Consider the following 17,537-nt stretch of genomic DNA (forward strand, 5'->3'; position numbering starts at 1 on the left):
CCCCCTGGTTTGCGTGGAATGCGATCAATGCCCATGACCTTCTCCCAATTCGGCCTTGAGCATCTGCGACTTCACGGCAAAGGCCCCGGCCACAACGATGACATCGCCGGTCTCGACACCTTCCCTGATAACGGTGTGATCTCCAATGACTTCGCCTGCTCGCACGGCTACGGGTTCCAATGCGCCATCCTTTGCATCTCGACGGAACACGACGGTTTCACCATCGATCTGGACAAGCGCACTGGTCGGCACGGCCAATCGTGTGGCCGATTGAGATCGACCCTCTTTTTCGGAAGTAGCCTCGAAATACACATCAACGTAGTCGCCGCTGTGCAACAGGTCATGAGGGTTGGGCACTTCGACCCTGACCGTCGCATTTCGCGTCGCTTCCGACGTACGATGTGCACTGCGCATGACCGTACCTGCAATACGTTGGCCGCCGGCTACAATCGTGGCTGGCGTCCCCGCTTTCACGTGCGATGCGGATTCTGATGGCAGCTTTGCGTCTACCCATACCGTGGATTCATCGACGAGGCGGAACAGGGTCGTACCCGGCTCGATGCGCTGTCCCACCACGAAATCGTCTTCGGTCAGTCTTCCTGCATGCGGCGCGGACAAAGTGAATTCGCCATTGCTGCGGCCGTCTGCCGTTCCTGAGAGCCCGTAGGCACGAGCGGTTGCTTTGGCGCGATCCAGATTGACTCTGGCTTCGTTTATGCGACGACCGGAAACTGCTTCCCGACCCAACTCGGATACTCGCCTCCACTCTTCCTGGGCGATGCGCAACTCGGCTTGCGCATTGGCAACTTCGACACTGGACAAGGTAACCAGCGGCGCACCGGCCTCAACTTCATCGCCGATTCGGGCATGCCGACTAACAACGAGCGAATCCACCCGAGGGGTAATCAGCGTTGTGCCATATGCATTGTCGGTAACCTCGCCGGGGGCACGCAGTTCTTCACTGAGTCGGGAAGGTGCCAGCGTCTGCAATTCGATGCCGGCTGCCAAAAGCGCCGCGTCGTCCATCGCTACGCCCTTTTCGGACTCATCGTCATCACCGTGCCCGTTGGCGTCGTCATGTTTTGGGGCGCCGGACGATGGGTGCGTGTTGTCTGCCATCGCAGCATCGTGCTCGGATGACTCTGAACATGCCGACAGGCCTGTTGCGAGTGCTGCAAGTATCAAAAGAAAAGCGATGCTGCGAATCTTCATGTGAGCGGTTCTCATGGGGTTCCCTCCAGTCCGGACCAGCGTTCCAGCTGTCCAGTGGCGGCAAGATATTCAACAAAGCCGCGCCAAACGCGCGCTTCAAGTTCGGCGCCGGCAAGCGCGGTGTCCAAGGTCTGCTTGAGCTGCAACAGGTAGTCCGATGTCGACAACTCGCCTTGCTTCCAGAGTCGTTCAAGCAGACCCGCCCGGAGCTCGACGTCGGTGCCACGACTAGCCTGCCATCGGGACCAGGCCGTGCGGGACGAATCGTATGTTGTGATAGCGCGTCGACGCTCAGTGTCGAGCTGCAGGACAACTCGTTCAACCTCAGCATCTGCGGCGTTTGCGTCCGCTTGGGCCGCAACGACTTCCGCCCCGAACGAATTGCGCACAAACAGGGGTACGCTTAGCCTCACGCCGATAACGTTGTCGCGAAAGCTTCCGTAGTCGATGCGTCCCCCATTGATTCCTACCGTTGGATCAGCGACTCTGTTCTGCCGCGCTACCAGAACTTCGCGCGCAAGGGTTTTCGCAGTCGCCTGAGCAACTTGCCAATCAGGTAGCTCCTCGAGACTGGCGTTCTGGTACGCAACAGGGGCTGGCAGTTCGCTGGTCGGGAGCGACTGACCCGTTGCAGGGTTGATGGTGCCCCCAACCTCACGAAAGCGAGCTTCGGCATCGGTCTGGTCTGCCAGCAATTGCGATTGCTGTAGACGCGCTTCTTCGCTCGCCAGGGATGCCAAATCCCTATCCAGTCCCGAGATGTCGTCCGCCGCGTACTGCCTCTCCGCTAGATCCGCAAATCGGGAGACCAGTTGCAATCTTTGATTGCCAATTTCCACGCGCTGGGTAGCGGCAAGGTAATCTGCCCAACCTTCGAACCACTGTCTGGTGAATTCCCGGCGAATTACGCGTGCTTCCGCTGTGGCCAGATCAACGCGAGCTTCGGCGGCGTCATGCCGGAGCCTACGCTTTCCGCTCAGATCAAGAGTCAGATTTACCCCGGCAACGGCCGAGCGATCCGGCCCCTCCCTGTCAAGAAGTACTTCGAGTTCGGGGTTGTAGAGGGGTTTCGAGGCCGCATCAAGCCGGGCATTGGCTGCCGCAATCAGCGCTTCATTGATGCGATAACTCGGGTGCTGTTGCCACGCGCCCTGCACTGCCTGTCGAATTTCCGGCGGCGCAAGAGTGGGGGGGATCTCGGCGGAATGCGCCGGAATTGGCCAGTAGATGACACAGGAAACAGCCACGGTCAGACGCACGAGCATGCATCGTCGCGGCAGGCGGAAAGGGAACATCTGGTAGTCCTCTGAATGAAAATCTTCCTTCGACTATCAGAGCCGAAGGGCTGTATCGATTCATTCAGACGATGGGTGGGCGTAACTCTTTGGGCAGGAGGACATGGCGGGTCGGAATGGCGACCCATCCAATCGCGACTCCCTCCCGCAGCGACTCAAGAAACTCAACAGTGGGAACCATGGCGATAGTCTGATGACAGCCACAGTGTTCGCAAGTCCCCTCAAAGTCGAACGGATTGCCCGTCGGATCTTCGCTCGATACGGTGTCAACCCAGCTCATCCCCGTCGAGGAGCTGCTCGCATCACCAGTGTAGTCAAGCATGTCATGCGTCGTGCACGCCACCACGGCACCTATTTTCAAGGTGAACACCATGATCATGAAGATCGCCAATCGCGAAGATCTGCGAATTCGGGCTAGCAACGTGGCGTTGGAATTGAGCGACATGCGGGAAGGATACAGGCAAGCCGCAGCGTTATAAAATAGCGCTGGCCACCCGGGCCATAGGTTGCGCGAATAAATCAAGAAATTGCACGTTGGTCGAAATGAAGTCGCATCTTGGTGAGCTTCCCCCGGGGCTTGGCAAGGACTGCCGATTACCGATTGCAGAACAATTCCCGGCAGTTAAACATTTGCAAGGGCAGGCCTGACATTTCACATGCAAGTCGCTCTGGCTCTCCCAGGACTCTAGGGGCTGTTGGAGAACACCTTTTCCCTTCTGGCTACCGAACCCAGCAAGTTGTTCGTCACGGGACTTGGTAGTCAAATGCGAGTGCTCTGGCCGCTCAACGCTAGCAGGCTTTGGCACAGATTCGTCACAGAATCGTCACAGCGGGCCTTTTGGGCTCAAAATTGGCCCACAGAAAAAAGGACCAATGAGCCTTAACTCATTGATCCTTCGTTCTTTTTTATGGCGCGCCCGGAGAGATTCGAACTCCCGACCACCAAGTTCGTAGCCTGGTACTCTATCCAGCTGAGCTACGGGCGCTTTGGTCTTCGTTGCTGGCATCACGTGCGGCTGAGCACAGGTGGCCTGGTCCAACGAGGGGCGGGATTATTCGGTGCGGAGCGGGTTTCGTCAACCACTTTGCGCAATTTGCTTTGACCGGATCCTCGAAGCGGCACGCCCGCAGCGCCATTCCGGACCGGAAAACCGTTGAGACCCATTCTCGAAGCCTGCCTGTCTGCTCCAGGCTGGCAAGCGGTCGAAGCAGGATTCCTGACTCACCTGACAGGCTGCCCGGTGACTCCGGCACATCCTCACGTTCAGGCCACAGCCAGGCTCGAGTTCACTTGAACGGTTGCATTCGCTCGGTTCGCCTTGCCTGAGCTGGCGTGCTGTTCGGAATTTCGCGGGCATGACCGAACCAGCGGTTGATACTTGCAGTCGATCCGGCTTGAAACCCGACGATCTCGAGTCCCCTCACATGGACCCCGGAGAAGGAGTTGCGCGCAATCGATGCGCAACTCCTTCGGACACGCCCGAGAACACGCGTGGCTTCAGCGCGGCGAGTTCACTACGACATACTGAACCGAACTGCCGGAATATCGCGGCTCATACCAGGTACTGCCGCATTGCGAGTAGCTGATGCCATTGACCACGACCGTCGTGCAGTTCGGGGGAACCGAATACACGATCGAGCCAACCACGGCTGCCGTGACGGCTGCTGTCGCGCCAATGGCAACGCCCCGCGCCACGGGATGGTAGTGGTCGTCATAGTCGTTCCAGTGTCCACCATGGTGACTGTCGACATTGATATTGGTGTTTCGGTTTATGTTGACGTTGTTGTTGTTGATATTGACGTTATTGCGATTGCCGGAATTGCGCGAATTATTGCCGCCGCCCCTGTTGCCTGATGGCCGATTGACACTGGTGTGCGCGGACGCACGTGCCCCACCACCCCGGTGACCGCCACCTCCACGCGCATCAGCATCCGGGACAGTCATGCCGATAACCAGGCAAGACGCGGCAAGCGCTACCGACAACATCGTGCGACGGTTCCTGATCGACATGCTCATGATCCCTCTCCTTCTGCATTTGCTATTGCCTGCGGATCTGGCACGAAGTTGATCTTGTGCGCCCCTTCGGGCGCGACAAACTTGAACACGGAATGCTCGAATGTCGCACTGGTATCCCAGTTCAATCGGGCCGTGTACTGCGGACGTGCCGGGTCATCGAGAGTCGTAATGACCAGCTTTACCGGCAGGTTCGTCGCCTGATTGATCCATACCTGCCAATCCACACCCTCCTGACGGAACGCATAATGCTCGACCTTGTCGTCGTTGATGGTTCCCGGGCCGACGACCATGGCCGACTTGATCAAGTCATCGGAGACATACTCCGTGCCCCAGAAAAACAGGTCCGTCAGCGGCAATTCGATGCCATAGTCATTGGATGCCTTGAGGATCAAATCGCGCAGATTGGCGTTGACGCTGTCGATCGACGTATAGAACTTGAGCCGAGGCGAATAGATTGTCAGATCCTTGCCATCGTAGAAATACTCGCGGTTCTTGCGATCGCTCTTCACGTCGACATAGAGGCTGTCCGGCTGCTTGACCTTCCAGTGGACGAATCCATCAAACTGGATCTTTTCACCGGTTTCAAGCACGATTTCCCGCGTAGTTGTCGAAGCTATTGAAAATTGCTTCAAATCGCGAAGCGCGGTACCCATCTTGTTCAGGGCTTCGATGGCATCGGCATCGATGTCGGATGCTTCATCCGGCGCGCTTTTCGATGTTTCCGGTTTGGAATCTTGCGCCAGAGCGGGAGTTCCCACTGCCAGCGCCATTCCCGCCAATGCGAGAATGATCACACTCTTGTCAACACGCATAGGTCTGTACTCCTGATACTCGCGAGCCGCAAGCTGAGTGCGACGGTGGGGCTCGCGAAGTCCACCGAGTCGAAAGAATGCAGCTGCCTCGTTATCAAGTCACTGACTTTATTGAATTTCTGACGGAAATTCAGCATCACGTCCGTGTTCGGGCCGTGCCAGAGCGCAAGAATTCCAAAGCACCCTGCATCCGCTGCCGAGCCTCGCATCATCGGGCTTCGAAGGGCTGCCCGAAAGAGACTGCCCCATCCCGGTCTGCTCAGCTTTTTTTCCTGGCGCGCACATACAGGACCAGGCTGTGATCCTCGATCTGATAGCCGTATTTGGCTGCCACCTCGTGCTGCAGCCGCTCGATCTCTTCGCTGGTGAACTCGATGACCTTGCCGGTCTCGATATCGATCATGTGATCGTGGTGCTTGCCCCGATCCAGCTCGTAGACGGCCTGACCACCCTCGAAATTGTGCTTCAGCACCAATCCGGCCGCCTCGAACTGGGTCAGTACCCGATAGACCGTGGCCAGGCCGATATCATCCTCGTGATCGAGCAATTCGCGGTAGATGTCCTCCGCCGTCACATGCCTTCCATCGAGGTTTTCGAGGATTTCGAGGATGCGCATGCGCGGATGGGTGACCTTCAAGCCCGCCTTGCGCAAATCGGTCGATTCCATGGTGATCCTCCACACGGCCTTTCGCCGCTGCCAGACGTTCCAGACAAGGGCGCTAGTGTATCATCCGGGGTTTGAACATCGCCGAGCCTGAACGCATGCTGCTTCGCCTGATTGCCGTAACCGCCCTCCTCCTCCTGCTGAGTGGATGCGGGTTGTTCTACAAACTGGATGTTCAGCAGGGAAACCTGTTTGACAAGGAACAGGTCGATACACTCAAGCCTGGCATGACCAAGCGGCAGGTTCTGGTTGTCATGGGATCTCCGTCGGTCGTCAGCCCGTTCAACCAGGATCGCTGGGACTACGTCTCCAGCATCAAGCGGGGTCGCGGCAAGATGGAAAGCAAGGACCTCATTCTCTACTTCGAAAACGATGCGCTGACCAAGATCGAGGGCGACTACTTCCCCGAGGATCCGAATTCCCTGATCCAGGATGCGCGCAAGTACAAGCGCCAGTATCCGGACGAGAAGCGCGAAGAAGACGACAAGAAGCCGCCGAGGGGCGGTTAGGCCTGACGGGGTTGCCAGCCGGGCTAGCGCACGGATTTCCTGGCGCGGCGTCTGCGCGCTTCCTTGGGATCAACTTTCAGCGGGCGATAGATCTCCACCCGGTCGCCGTCGCGCAGGCGGGTTTCAGGGCTGACCGGCTTTGACCAGATGCCAACGCTCAAGTCGTCGACCCTGATTCCACATTCAGCTTCGACGCCTGATTCGGCAATGGCTTCGGCGATCGTCGATTCCCGCTTCATTCGCAATTCACGCAGGAATTGCGCTTCGGGGGAGGCGTAGGCCACTTCGACCCGGATCAGTTCACTGGCCAAGACGATGTGCCTCGCGAACAAAATCATCCACCATGCGGTCAGCCAGGTTCTGGAATCCGATACGCAAGGCAGGCGCGGTGAAGCGTCCCGAGTAGTCGAAATCCAGGGCGAACGAGATCTTGCAGCCGGCATCGCCCAGCGCGAGAAACGTCCATTCACCTTCCAGGGTGCGGAACGGACCATCGACCAGATGCATGTGGATGCGCGCCGGAGAATCGAGGGTATTGCGGGTCGTGAAGCTCTGGGTCATTCCCGCCAGCCGCACATCCAGCCGAGCGATCAACGACGCATCGGCACGCTCTAGGACTTCAGACCCGGCGCACCAGGGGAATCGCCTCGGGTATGCTTCGACATCGTTGACGAGATCGAACATCACCGCTGGGGTTTGCCTCACCAGGGCACTGCGACGTATCTGTATCAAGAGTTCACTCGCTTCAACCTGATCATTCCGGCCGCGCTTGCATCGACCAGCGCCGCCCACAATATAGATACTCCGACCAGACCTGGAAAGCGTCGCCAAGGATCCACTCGAACAGCATGACCAAGCAGAATGCCAAGGACAAGAAGGCCGGCGGAACCATCGCGCTGAACAAGCGCGCACGCCACGAATACCATATCGACGAGCGCTACGAGGCCGGCGTGGCCCTGCAGGGCTGGGAGGTCAAGAGCCTGCGTGCGGGTCGGACCAACCTGACCGACGCCTACGCCATCGTGCGCAATGGCGAGATCTTCCTGTTCGGTGCTTCGATCGTGCCGCTGATATCCGCCTCCAGCCACGTCGTCGCCGATGATCGGCGTACGCGCAAGTTGCTCCTGCACCGCAACGAGATCGACAAGCTGGTCGGGGCGGTCGAACGCAAGGGTTATACGCTCGTGCCGATGGCCATGTACTGGAAAGGCAACAAGGTCAAGATCGAGATCGGCCTGGCCCGGGGCAAGCAGGAACACGACAAGCGCAATACCCTCAAGGACAAGGACTGGCAGCGCGACAAGCAGCGCGCCATGCGGGCGCACAACAAGGGGGCCTGAAATTCGGGATTCGGGATTCGGGATTCGGGATTCGGGATTCGGGATGATCCGCCCTGGCGCATCCCGAATCTCTACTGCGGGATGCCCCTGCCCCGTTCCCCTTGAACCGCACCATACTCAACCCCATCTCCTGAACGTGCTGGCCACGTGCTAGCATTCCGTTCCCCGGGGGTGTCATGGCTTCGACGGGGGTAGTGAGATAGCTTGGTGCATGCCGAGGGGGCGACTTTCCTCGTTAATCCAGTAGCAAACTTTTAGTTGCCAACGACGACAACTACGCACTCGCCGCTTAAGGCGTAAGCCGGGAACCCACTTGTGCTCATGCTCGTGGATGTACCGTCATTATCATGAGATAGCCTGATTCCGCCGTCTGTCGGAAGAATGGCGAAACTTTTCAGACTGGTCGACCGGTGCGTTTCGCACATCGTACTGCCGGAAGACGAGATCGAACGGTGAGCTAAGCATGTAGTACCGGGCGTCAATCGCCTTCGGACGCGGGTTCAACTCCCGCCACCTCCACCAATCAAAAGGGCCTGCAGGTTTCTGCAGGCCCTTCTCGTTCATGTCGCGGGACGCGAAGCTCGTCTGCCCGACGAAACCTACTCCGGAGGGTAGATCCGGCTCCAGTCGTCCTTCATGTCGACTATGACCCAGCCGCGTGCCCTGGCGTCGTCGAGACCCTTGTTCAACTGACCGATGTGCGATTTGCGGTCGTAGGCCCATTCGCGCTCGGCGTCGGTGTGGTGGACGAGCATGCCGAAATTCGGACGCTTGTCCTTGCTGTTGCGAGGTACTGTCGTGTACTCGAGCATCTGGATGTCGCCATCCGAATTGCCGGCCGCGAACACGGGTCGACGACCGATGTGCCGGTAGATTCCGACAGGCTTGCCCGCCTTGTCGTCATTGAGGAGCAACTTGCCTTCCTTGATGATGGTCGGCACACCGGCAACCAGCTCGAACTTCGCATCGAGCGTCGAGCCGACCACCTGCTCGGGCGGGATCCCATATACCTGCTTGGTGAATACCCGCATGAAGTCGACTCCACCTCCGGACACGATGTAGGTCTTGAAATCATGCGCGCGCAGGTAGTTCAGCAACTCCAGCATCGGCTGGTAGACCATCTGGGCGAATGGCTTCTTGGTGGTTGGGTGACGGGCCGTCTTCAACCAGTCGCGCACGGACTCCTTGTAGGCCTCGGCACTGATCCCCGCATGCGAGGCCAGCACGATCTTCATCAGGCCCTCTTCCCCGGACGCCGCGAGCGCCTTCATGTCGCCGTCGAGCACGCTCCTGTAGGGCTCGGTATCCTTCCACTCGGGATGCGATGGCGCGAGTTCCCGGATTCGATCGAGGGCGAAGAACAGTTGGAAGTACATGGGTTGTTCGGCCCAGAGCGTGCCGTCGTTGTCGAACGTCGCGACCCGTTCCTCGACGGGGACGAAATTCGGCGAACCCGCCTTCGAGACCCCCTCGACGAAGGTGATGATGGCCTTCTTGCTGGCGCCGGCATTCCACGAGGGCAGAGGATCAGGGGTGGAGCTGGACTGGGCGCTGGCGACAGCCGTCAGGCAGGCGAGCGCAATAGTCAGCAGGGTCGGAAAACGCAGCTTCATCGTCAGGGCACTCCCGTAGTGAGAAATCGAATTCCGGTGGCCCGGGCGCGCAAGACACGCCAGCACGGCCTATCCAGTCAACCCAAAAGGATTCCCGGCGCAGCTGACTGCGCCGGGAACATATGTTGGCCCATGCCGGAGTCGTCGGTGACCCGGGACAGGCGCCGGGCGTCAATTGCCGGTGGGCAGGGAAAGATTGACGCCATCCTTCGCCATCTGTTCACGGACCCACTGGAATCGCTGGTAGTTGGACAAGGTGATCGGCCCTGTATATACCTCGCTCTGCAGCTTGCGCGGCGGATACTGGATATAGGACTTCATCTTTTCCTGGATTGCCTTGTTGATGGTCACCAGTGTCCAGGTACGCTCGGTATAGTTGTTCATGAAGATATCGTAGCGTTCCTGCGGATCGGCCCACAGATCGAATACCTGCGGCACGGTGGCCGTGTACTTCTCCGGCCCCTTCCAGCCTAGGTTGCTGTCGACCGCCAGGCCACCCGTGGCCTGGCCATCGTCGCCGCGCAGGTTGAACACGGCCTTGTAGTTGCCCACGCGAGCGGCGCCGGGAGTCAGTTCGTTCTCGGTGAAGTAGAACCAGGCGTTCCGCTTTGACTTGCCGGTGCCGAACAACACGGGCGACATGTCATAGCTGTCGAATACGATCGGCTTGCCATCGCGGTCCTTGGTCGGGAGCGCATTGATTCCGGCCACCTTGGCAAAGGTCTCCATCAGGTCGAGGCCACCGAGGATGTCGTGGTTCTTCGAACCCGCCTTGATCCGGCCCGGCATCCAGGCGATGGCCGGGACGCGATTTCCGCCTTCGCGCACCGTACCCTTGGTGCCGCGGAACGGCGTGTAGCCGGCATCGGGATAGACATCCTGCCATGCGCCATTGTCGGTCGTATAGAAAACCAGCGTGTTCTTGTCGAGACCGAGCGAACGGATCTTGTCCATGATCGCACCGATGCGGGTATCCAGTTCGACCACGGAATCGGCGTACTTCGACTTGGACAGCGACTTGTGCTCGAACTCCGGCGCCGGCATGTTCGGCTGGTGCACCTTCATGAAGTTCACGTTGATGAAGAACGGCCTGGACGTGTCCTTGGCGGCATCATCGAGGAATTCCAGCGCCGCTTTCTGCACGTAGCCGTCGAAGAACGGGATGCCGACCACGCCATTCGGGTAGTTGACGCCGTGCAGCGTTACGTTCTGTCCAGGCTTGTCGACGTACTGACCATTGATCTTGAAGTCTTCGTGGGGCTTCTCGCCCGCGTTGCCCGACAGCGATCCCTTGGTCACGCGCATGAACATCTCGCGCAGTTCCGGAGCCATGTCCGGAAACCAGGTCGGATCCGCGTAGGTGTAGGCATTGAGGTGATAGAGGCCGGCATATTTCATCACGTCGTAGCCCTGCGCGTTCGGCAAGGCGTAGTCGTCTTCACCCAGATGCCACTTGCCGGTGAAGTAGGTCTTGTATCCGGCCGTCTTGAGCACCGAAGCGAGGGTCCATTCGGCCGCCGGCAGTCCACCGCCCTGGCCCTGGAAGGCTACTGTGGTCATGCCGCTGCGATTCGGAATACGACCCGTCTGCATGGCCGCCCGGCCCGGCGTGCAGCTGGGCTGCGCGTAGAACGAAAACATGGTCATGCCTTCATCGGCGAGCCGGTCGATATTCGGCGTGGGCATGCCGCGCCCTTCGCCACCGCCATAGGGCCCAAGGTCACCGTAACCGGTGTCGTCGGAAACGATCAGGACGATGTTCGGCTTGCTGTCCTGCGCCAGAACCGGCGAAGCGGCCAGCAAGAAAGGAATGGCTGCAAACACATATCTCAAGTAGCTCATCTGCATCTCCTTGCGAGTCAAGAAAGTATCGGGTGTCGAAACTTTGCCTGGGCCGGATCGGTCGCATCGGGGCCAGCCTTGTTGGAGCTCTCACCAAGAGAACAGGGAATCCGGTCCTGCGATGATTGGGACGGCCCGGCTTCGTACAGACCGGATCGTGAACGCCGTCGAAACAATGCTTGAACTATAGTGACCCTGCGACGCTGCGCCCATTCGGGACTCCACTTAGAGTACGTAGGTAGGCCAATCAGGAGGCTTCCTCCCCGATACTGTCCGCACGGTGAAAGAGGATCCAGCGGACGCGATCGAGAAACTCTTGCTCGCGCAAGGGCTTTTGCAGGATCTCGGCGGCCCCATGCCGGATGGCCAGCACCACCATCGGCACATCGCCCCGTTCGGTGATGGCCAGAACCGCCCTGCTCCTGCAATTCGCGGCGAGTCGGTCGAGTCGGACCCTGCCGTCCACGTCGGCCAGTCCGGCATCCAGGACGACACAGCCGTGGACCACGGGCCCCGGTGCCTGGAGCCAGGCCTGGATCGACGGAAGCACATCGACCACCAACCCGGCCGCCACCATGAGCTTCGACAGGGAGTCTCGAAGCTCGGCATCTTCGCTGACAAGTTGTACGGTATTCGCAGCCATGGCTCCGTGCGGCGCATTCGAGCTGCCAAAGGCGGAGACCGGATGTGACCCACGCGCGTCCGGATCCGGCAGGTCCCCGTTGTCCGTCGAGTGATCGTCGGTTCCCAAATCTACTTTAGTGGCAGCGGCTGCGATATTCGGGCAAATGCCTAGACTACGTAGACAATCCCGAATGACCCTCGGGTCATCAAGGCCCATCCATTCCGCCGGATCCGCATGCGGCCGGGTCGATGGGGCTGGTCAGGTCCGCGAGCGCGTCCGCGGGTGGCCGGAAACCCGGGGACCGAGGAGTAGGTCCGGGTCGTCATGGGACATCACGGACGGCGAAATCCGGACCAGCAATTCCTTGACCGTGCCGATGCCCAGCTTATGCAGCAGGTTGCGCCGATGCGCTTCGGCGGTTCGCGGACTCATGTCCAGTTGCTCGGCCATGTTCTTGCTGGTTTCTCCGGCGAGTACATGATCGAGCACTTCGACTTCGCGCGGGGTCAGGGTTGCGATGCGACGCGTCAATTCCTCCTCGGCCTGTCTGGCCTGGCGCGTGGCGTGGTCCTGGGACAATGCGGCATGGACGCTGTCGAGCAGGGCCTGCTCCCGATAAGGCTTCTGCAGGAAATCGAAGGCACCCGCCTTCATGGCCTCGACGGCAATCGGCACATCGCCATGGCCGGTCAACATGATGATCGGCAGGGCGAAATCACTTTCCAACAAGGTTCGCTGCAGGACCAGGCCACTCATGTCGGGCATGCGGACGTCAAGCACGAGGCAGCCTGCCCTTCCCGGCTTCCACGCACTCAGAAAGTCCATGGCGGAGGCATGGCATTCGGCGTGCAATCCTACGGATTCGACCAGTTCGCTGATCGAATCGCGCACACCTGCATCGTCGTCGACGACAAAGACGGTGGCCTGGTTGCGCTTGTTCATGGCTTGAAGGCCCGCAAGGTGAATCCGAATATCGCGCCCCCGGCAGGATTGGGCTCGTGCCAGATGCGCCCATCGTGAGCGTCGATGATCGCCTCGCAGATTGCCAGCCCCATTCCCATGCCATCCTTCTTGCTGGAGTGCATGCGCCCGAAAAGACTCGCCCTCATGTCGAACGGGACACCGGGGCCCCAATCCGTCACACGGACCTGAATCTCCCGATCGCTGATGGGATGCGCCTCGATCTCGACGCGTCCGATGGCTTCCTCGTCCGATCCGGTGCTTTGCATGGCATTTTGCAAGAGATTGACCAGCACCAGCTGGATCTCGAGTTCGTCGGCAAGGACCTCGGGAAGTTCGCCAGCCGGGCGCCAGGCGATCCGACATCGCCGGGTCTGCGCCTCCGGCTCGAGGATCCTGATGACGTCGTTGACCAGCTTGTCCAGCGAAGCGGGTCGCAACGGGCCATTCTCCCGGCTCACCACATTGCGAATCCTCTGCGTTATCGCACCGGCCCGACCGGCTTCGGATTCGAGCTTTCCGAGCAGCTCGATCAGCTTGGGCCGGTCGTCCACGTTCGCCTGCAGTCGTCGCTTGGCCGCCTGCGCGTAGTTCTGGATCGCGATCAGAGGCTGATTGATCTCGTGCGCGATGGCGGTGGCCATGGTGCCCAGCGATCGCTCCTTGCTGAACCGGGCAAGATTGGACCTGAGATCCGCCGCCGTCGTCTCGGCGATCCGGCGTCGCCCGATTTCATCGATGAGTTCGGCCTCGGCCGTTCGTCGCTGCCGGCGGCTGATCATGAGTCCTGTGATCAGGAGTCCCTGCAGCAGGATGACCGTTCCGAACGAGACGACTGCGATCGGATAGCGTTCCCAGATCGTGACGTGCCGATTTCGAACCTGCGTCTGCGACGGCAGATCGCGCTCTTCGATGTTCCAGCGACTCAAGGCCTGCTTGTCGACCATGGCCGAGTTCGAGCGCCTGCGAACGATGGGTATGGAAGCGGGTGACTCCCCCCGCAGGATGCGCATCGCGATGCCCGCGGCCAGGTAGCCGTCCTCCTCCTTCGTCATCAGCTTCCCGCCGACGATGCCGTGACCAAGCAAGGTGTCCCAGAGGCCGTAGATCGGCGCAGTAGACGCTTTCGAGACCGTCTCGATCAGCGACTTGGGCACGTAAGGCGCTCCGTTGCGGTCGCTGAACTGCACAAGATAGAGGATCACGGTGTGGTCCGGGAGTCTTCCGACCGTCTCCACCAGTTCCTCGATCGGCAATCCCCGCAGCCAGACGAATCGGATCCTGTCTTCGAACGCGCCGAGCGCCCTGGCAACCTGGGGCTCGAAACTTCGGTCGAAATCGCTGGCGCCGATGATCAGGGCAACCTGTACGGTGTCGGGATGAATCGCGAGTGCGAGTTCCAGCGTTCCTGCAACATCGATGTTGTTGGTGACGCCGGTGACGTGAGGCGGCAGACGACGTCCTTCCACAAACGCATCATTCACGCCCACAAAGACGATGGGAACGCCAGGGAACGGGGTTTCCTCATTGTCGAGCAGCAGCGAGAGTGCCGGCGTGCCCGATGCCACCAGCAAATGCGGCTTGCGAGAATCGTACACGTCCTGCAGATAGCCGATCAGTCGCCCGAGGTCGTTCTTTCTGTATTTCGAGGCGAGATCCGGCGATTCCATGTCGATCTCGACGGCGACTCGTTCATCCTCCGAAAAGCCACGGGCGAGGCCGCGTTGCTGGTCGAGGTTCACTGGAAAACTGGTCCTAAGTGAGTTCAGAACCAGTACACGGTAAGGCCCTTCCTGATTTGACCCGCCAAGGGCGCAAGCCAGGTTCAGAAACCCGGCGAGGACGAAACCGACCAGCCAGCGCGAAAGAACCGCGACCCTGACCGCAGGCAGCCTGCAGGAGATTTTGGTCCGGGCGGCGGCTGGCGGCAGGTGGACAGACCCTGTTGTGTGTCGCAGTTGTTCCACCCGGCCCCTGCGAAATCGCGCACCTGAACATGCATTGGCCCGGATTTTCCGCGCCTTCGGCGCGAGCGGCAAGTCGCAGGCCGGTCGACTCCCGCTTCCGTCGACGACGATTCGAAGGGTGGTGAACCCTGCGCAGGATCGTCGGCGCGCCAAACGCGAAAGACGCCATGCTCGACCGATAGATGGCAGAACAAGATGCGCCGTCGCCCACGGTCTGGGGCCCTGGCATCGATCTCGCCCTTGTCGTCGCCGCCATGCTGCCCTTGCTTTTGCTGGTGCTGTCCCATGGCGTACTGAGTCGCGAGGGGGGGAATCGCGGCGCTTGCCGCTGTTCCACGTACAGTGCGGCAGGGTCGCTGACCTCGTTCTCGACCGGTTGCCCTGTCCGAGCGAAGCCCGGGATGCGCAGGGTGCAGCATGGAAAAACGTGACGCAGCGCGCCGAGATCTACATGGCGGAGGACCACGACCAGGCCGACCCACCGGACAAGGCGGCGGCTACCGCGAGTCTCTTGCCCTTGAAGGACTGCAGAAGTTGATGAGCTCGAGAAACCCTCACGTCGGCAGCAGGCCTCCTTTTATTCAGTGCCACCACTTCCGGATTTCTTCAGGAAACCGTCGAGCGGATCGAGCAGGTCTTTCGCGCTATTCATTTGTTCGGAAAGTGCCTGTGCTTCAACGATCATCGCGGTCGACATGCCGCGAATGGCACCAATATTCTGCCTGGCATGGTTTTCCGGTGATGGATCCCGTGCGACCGAGATCAAAAGCAGGGCCATGCCCGCAACCTTGTCCTGTTTCACTCCCTGGCCACGCGCATACAACATGCCCAGATTACCTATCGCCAGCGCATCCCCCTGCACCGATGCCTTGCGATACCACTCATTCGCCTTGGCGTAGTCCACCGCGGTGCCTCGGCCATTCTCGTAGAGCACTCCCAGATTGAACTGCGCGAATGCATTTCCTTGCGCTGCTGCCTTGCCATACCAGGCAACCGCCTCGCTCTCGTCCTGGCCAACCCCAAGGCCTTGCTCATACATCAAGGCCAGGTTGTACTGCGAATCGGCGTGACCCTGCCTTGCGGCAGCGAGAAACTCTCGATAGGCCAGCGACAGATCGTTGGCCTCATAGGCTGCAATGCCCGCCTCGAAGTGTGCATTGCCCCCACCTTGAGCACGGGCCTGGAACGAAACCGCCAGGCAGACAAGCAGGCATGCGCCAAGCGCACGGACTTTGAGGGAGAGTGGACTCATTGGCACCGCGACGTTGGGCATCTTCGAGCTCTTGATTGATCCTTGTGAACGTCAATCCTAGCAGTGATCCCGCGGACGGAATCGCCTGCGGGCAACGAAACTTCAAGTGGAGGGTTGTGCCCCTGTCGATATCACGGTGCGCTCAAACCGGGTGCACATTGGAGTCGGCTGAACCTCGCCCTATTTCGAAGGGTCATGTGCCGAAATTGGAAGACAAGAAAAAAGCCCCGCTTTCGCGGGGCTCTGCTTGTACGACATCCGAGGATCAGATGGAGCGCTCGAACTCACGGACGGCTTCCTTGGCTTCGTCGCGGGCAATGCCGTAACGTTCCTGAATCTTGCCGGCAAGGTATTCGGTATTGCCTTCGGCCACATCCAGGTCGTCATTCGTGAGCTTGCCCCACTTCTCCTGGATGCTGCCCTTGAGTTGCTTCCATTTTCCTTCGATTCTGTCTTCGTTCATGGCTTGCTCCTTGAATGGTTGTTGAAAGGTTCGCCGGAAGCAGGTCGGGTTCAATCGCGCTCCGTTCCGTCCGGTTGCGTATACCTTGGCGCTTCGCCCATGCACGCAAAATGAACTTGCGTCCTTTCCGGAATCGCCATGCAGTTTGTGTTCACATTGTCAGCGCTGAGTGCGTCCCGAATGGATGCTTACAACCGGCAGCCAAGGCGCTATGCTCGGCAGATGGAAAAGAAGCTGAGATGTTTTGCAACATCCGTATCGCTAGGCTTGCTGCTGGCTGCGTGCGGCTCGGCTCCAACCCGCGTCGAGCAACCGCTGCAATTGCCCGAACCGGTTGACGAGCCGATCGAGGAATCGCACTACGAGCCGCTGATCCAGCGCGACCGGAACTATATCGACGCACTGCGTGCCGAGCCGGCGCCGGCCAATCCGGAAGTCGTCGAAGGCAAGAGCGATCGAGGGGATCAGCGCGCACTCGCTGCCGAGGGCTACGTGCGCATCGGCAACGGACGCTATGATGCATACAATGCCGAAACCGAACAGGCAGCCATCGAACTCGGACGCGAGGTCGGTGCAGATCGCATTGTGTTCTATCGTGCTCACCAGGCAGACGAGTCGCCGGAATCGACAGCCACTTTCCTGGCTGCCTACTACGTACGCTTCAAGCTCCTGTTCGGCGCGACGTTTCGCAATCTGACTGCGAGCGAACGTGCCAGCCTAGGCGTCGACGGTGGCGTACAGATCGGTGCCGTGGTCGGTGGCACACCCGCTTCGCAGGCCAACCTGCTGGCGGGAGACTTCGTACTGGGCTTCAACGGCAAACCCGTTTCCGACCGCGTCAGATTCCAGGAAATGCTCAGTGATCAGGCGGGCAAGGCGGTCACCCTGCAGGTGTTCCGCAACGGCCAGACCCAGGATCGCATGGTCCGACTCGGCGCCATGCCCGCTGCTGCAAACGAGCCCTAA

18 protein-coding genes, 1 tRNA gene and 1 other RNA gene are annotated in these 17,537 nt (G+C 59.8%); 4 read left to right on the plus strand and 16 right to left on the minus strand.

The genetic code is table 11. The features are described from left to right. Positions 1–24: 24 nt before the first annotated feature. The 7 genes from R3F00_RS14800 to fur all read right to left on the minus strand — a co-directional run bounded on the left by R3F00_RS14800 (position 25) and on the right by fur (position 6,003). Positions 25–1,227: an efflux RND transporter periplasmic adaptor subunit gene (locus R3F00_RS14800; RefSeq protein WP_371282574.1), complete on the minus strand. Its 1,203-nt coding sequence runs from the start codon at positions 1,225–1,227 to the stop codon at positions 25–27. After that, a complete protein-coding gene (locus R3F00_RS14805) occupies positions 1,224–2,471 on the minus strand; it encodes a TolC family protein (protein WP_371282575.1) in 1,248 nt (415 codons plus the stop codon). Before R3F00_RS14805 ends, R3F00_RS14800 begins: the two co-directional genes overlap by 4 nt. A gap of 100 nt (positions 2,472–2,571) precedes the next feature. Next, on the minus strand, positions 2,572–2,952 hold the full coding sequence (locus R3F00_RS14810) for a hypothetical protein (RefSeq protein WP_371282576.1): 381 nt from the start codon (positions 2,950–2,952) through the stop codon (positions 2,572–2,574). A gap of 464 nt (positions 2,953–3,416) precedes the next feature. Beyond that, positions 3,417–3,493: transfer RNA gene (locus R3F00_RS14815), tRNA-Arg, on the minus strand. A gap of 512 nt (positions 3,494–4,005) precedes the next feature. After that, positions 4,006–4,524: a hypothetical protein gene (locus tag R3F00_RS14820; RefSeq protein WP_371282577.1), complete on the minus strand. Its 519-nt coding sequence runs from the start codon at positions 4,522–4,524 to the stop codon at positions 4,006–4,008. Then, positions 4,521–5,336, minus strand: a complete 816-nt coding sequence (locus R3F00_RS14825; protein WP_371282578.1) for a DUF2092 domain-containing protein — start codon at positions 5,334–5,336, stop codon at positions 4,521–4,523. The genes R3F00_RS14820 and R3F00_RS14825 overlap by 4 nt, the downstream gene beginning before the upstream one ends. Positions 5,337–5,595: 259 nt before the next feature. After that, a complete protein-coding gene (gene fur, locus R3F00_RS14830) occupies positions 5,596–6,003 on the minus strand; it encodes a ferric iron uptake transcriptional regulator (RefSeq protein WP_371282579.1) in 408 nt (135 codons plus the stop codon). A 95-nt stretch (positions 6,004–6,098) separates the two neighbouring features. Here fur and R3F00_RS14835 point away from each other — a divergent pair, with 95 nt between their 5' ends. Then, complete coding sequence (locus tag R3F00_RS14835; RefSeq protein ID WP_371282580.1) at positions 6,099–6,509, plus strand: outer membrane protein assembly factor BamE; 411 nt, start codon at positions 6,099–6,101, stop codon at positions 6,507–6,509. A 23-nt stretch (positions 6,510–6,532) separates the two neighbouring features. Here R3F00_RS14835 and R3F00_RS14840 read toward each other — a convergent pair whose 3' ends face one another. Both R3F00_RS14840 and R3F00_RS14845 read right to left on the minus strand, forming a co-directional pair. Then, the gene (locus R3F00_RS14840; RefSeq protein ID WP_371282581.1) at positions 6,533–6,820 is read right to left on the minus strand and encodes an RnfH family protein; all 288 of its coding nucleotides are present in this window, start codon (positions 6,818–6,820) and stop codon (positions 6,533–6,535) included. Next, positions 6,810–7,241, minus strand: coding sequence for a type II toxin-antitoxin system RatA family toxin (locus tag R3F00_RS14845; RefSeq protein ID WP_371282582.1), 432 nt, complete (start codon positions 7,239–7,241; stop codon positions 6,810–6,812). Before R3F00_RS14845 ends, R3F00_RS14840 begins: the two co-directional genes overlap by 11 nt. 116 nt (positions 7,242–7,357) lie before the next feature. On the opposite strand from R3F00_RS14845, the gene smpB reads away from it, so the two are divergent. Further along, positions 7,358–7,849 carry an SsrA-binding protein SmpB gene (gene smpB / locus R3F00_RS14850; protein ID WP_371282583.1) on the plus strand — a complete coding sequence of 164 codons (492 nt, stop codon included), beginning with the start codon at positions 7,358–7,360 and terminating at the stop codon, positions 7,847–7,849. Between the two features lie 167 nt (positions 7,850–8,016). Further along, positions 8,017–8,371: a transfer-messenger RNA gene (gene ssrA, locus R3F00_RS14855) on the plus strand. 77 nt (positions 8,372–8,448) lie between these two features. On the opposite strand, the gene R3F00_RS14860 is transcribed toward ssrA, so the two are convergent. From R3F00_RS14860 to R3F00_RS14890, 7 genes are all read right to left on the minus strand, one after another. Next, the gene (locus R3F00_RS14860; RefSeq protein WP_371282584.1) at positions 8,449–9,462 is read right to left on the minus strand and encodes an HAD family hydrolase; all 1,014 of its coding nucleotides are present in this window, start codon (positions 9,460–9,462) and stop codon (positions 8,449–8,451) included. A gap of 171 nt (positions 9,463–9,633) precedes the next feature. Then, the gene (locus R3F00_RS14865; RefSeq protein WP_371282585.1) at positions 9,634–11,304 is read right to left on the minus strand and encodes an arylsulfatase; all 1,671 of its coding nucleotides are present in this window, start codon (positions 11,302–11,304) and stop codon (positions 9,634–9,636) included. A gap of 247 nt (positions 11,305–11,551) precedes the next feature. Continuing rightward, positions 11,552–11,947, minus strand: a complete 396-nt coding sequence (locus tag R3F00_RS14870; protein ID WP_371282586.1) for a response regulator — start codon at positions 11,945–11,947, stop codon at positions 11,552–11,554. Between the two features lie 240 nt (positions 11,948–12,187). Next, positions 12,188–12,871, minus strand: coding sequence for a response regulator transcription factor (locus R3F00_RS14875; protein WP_371282587.1), 684 nt, complete (start codon positions 12,869–12,871; stop codon positions 12,188–12,190). Continuing rightward, positions 12,868–14,631 carry an ABC transporter substrate binding protein gene (locus R3F00_RS14880; RefSeq protein ID WP_371282588.1) on the minus strand — a complete coding sequence of 588 codons (1,764 nt, stop codon included), beginning with the start codon at positions 14,629–14,631 and terminating at the stop codon, positions 12,868–12,870. The genes R3F00_RS14875 and R3F00_RS14880 overlap by 4 nt, the downstream gene beginning before the upstream one ends. A gap of 802 nt (positions 14,632–15,433) precedes the next feature. After that, positions 15,434–16,108, minus strand: coding sequence for a tetratricopeptide repeat protein (locus R3F00_RS14885; RefSeq protein WP_371282589.1), 675 nt, complete (start codon positions 16,106–16,108; stop codon positions 15,434–15,436). 265 nt (positions 16,109–16,373) lie between these two features. Next, the gene (locus tag R3F00_RS14890) at positions 16,374–16,571 is read right to left on the minus strand and encodes a CsbD family protein (protein ID WP_371282590.1); all 198 of its coding nucleotides are present in this window, start codon (positions 16,569–16,571) and stop codon (positions 16,374–16,376) included. Positions 16,572–16,793: 222 nt separating this feature from the next. On the opposite strand from R3F00_RS14890, the gene R3F00_RS14895 reads away from it, so the two are divergent. Further along, on the plus strand, positions 16,794–17,537 hold the full coding sequence (locus R3F00_RS14895) for a PDZ domain-containing protein (protein ID WP_371282591.1): 744 nt from the start codon (positions 16,794–16,796) through the stop codon (positions 17,535–17,537).

It is taken from the genome of Dokdonella sp. (assembly GCF_041395345.1).
Lineage (GTDB): Bacteria > Pseudomonadota > Gammaproteobacteria > Xanthomonadales > Rhodanobacteraceae > Dokdonella.

Excerpts from the sequence above, each read along its gene's own strand:
- R3F00_RS14820 (WP_371282577.1), bottom strand. The coding sequence starts at position 4,524 with ATGAGCATGTCGATCAGGAACCGTCGCACGATGTTGTCGGTAGCGCTT.
- fur (WP_371282579.1), bottom strand. The coding sequence starts at position 6,003 with ATGGAATCGACCGATTTGCGCAAGGCGGGCTTGAAGGTCACCCATCCG.
- R3F00_RS14860 (WP_371282584.1), bottom strand. The coding sequence starts at position 9,462 with ATGAAGCTGCGTTTTCCGACCCTGCTGACTATTGCGCTCGCCTGCCTG.
- R3F00_RS14800 (WP_371282574.1), bottom strand. The coding sequence starts at position 1,227 with ATGAGAACCGCTCACATGAAGATTCGCAGCATCGCTTTTCTTTTGATA.
- R3F00_RS14875 (WP_371282587.1), bottom strand. The coding sequence starts at position 12,871 with ATGAACAAGCGCAACCAGGCCACCGTCTTTGTCGTCGACGACGATGCA.
- R3F00_RS14890 (WP_371282590.1), bottom strand. The coding sequence starts at position 16,571 with ATGAACGAAGACAGAATCGAAGGAAAATGGAAGCAACTCAAGGGCAGC.
- smpB (WP_371282583.1), top strand. The coding sequence starts at position 7,358 with ATGACCAAGCAGAATGCCAAGGACAAGAAGGCCGGCGGAACCATCGCG.
- R3F00_RS14870 (WP_371282586.1), bottom strand. The coding sequence starts at position 11,947 with ATGGCTGCGAATACCGTACAACTTGTCAGCGAAGATGCCGAGCTTCGA.
- R3F00_RS14885 (WP_371282589.1), bottom strand. The coding sequence starts at position 16,108 with ATGAGTCCACTCTCCCTCAAAGTCCGTGCGCTTGGCGCATGCCTGCTT.
- R3F00_RS14895 (WP_371282591.1), top strand. The coding sequence starts at position 16,794 with ATGGAAAAGAAGCTGAGATGTTTTGCAACATCCGTATCGCTAGGCTTG.
- R3F00_RS14810 (WP_371282576.1), bottom strand. The coding sequence starts at position 2,952 with ATGTCGCTCAATTCCAACGCCACGTTGCTAGCCCGAATTCGCAGATCT.
- R3F00_RS14835 (WP_371282580.1), top strand. The coding sequence starts at position 6,099 with ATGCTGCTTCGCCTGATTGCCGTAACCGCCCTCCTCCTCCTGCTGAGT.
- R3F00_RS14825 (WP_371282578.1), bottom strand. The coding sequence starts at position 5,336 with ATGCGTGTTGACAAGAGTGTGATCATTCTCGCATTGGCGGGAATGGCG.
- R3F00_RS14865 (WP_371282585.1), bottom strand. The coding sequence starts at position 11,304 with ATGAGCTACTTGAGATATGTGTTTGCAGCCATTCCTTTCTTGCTGGCC.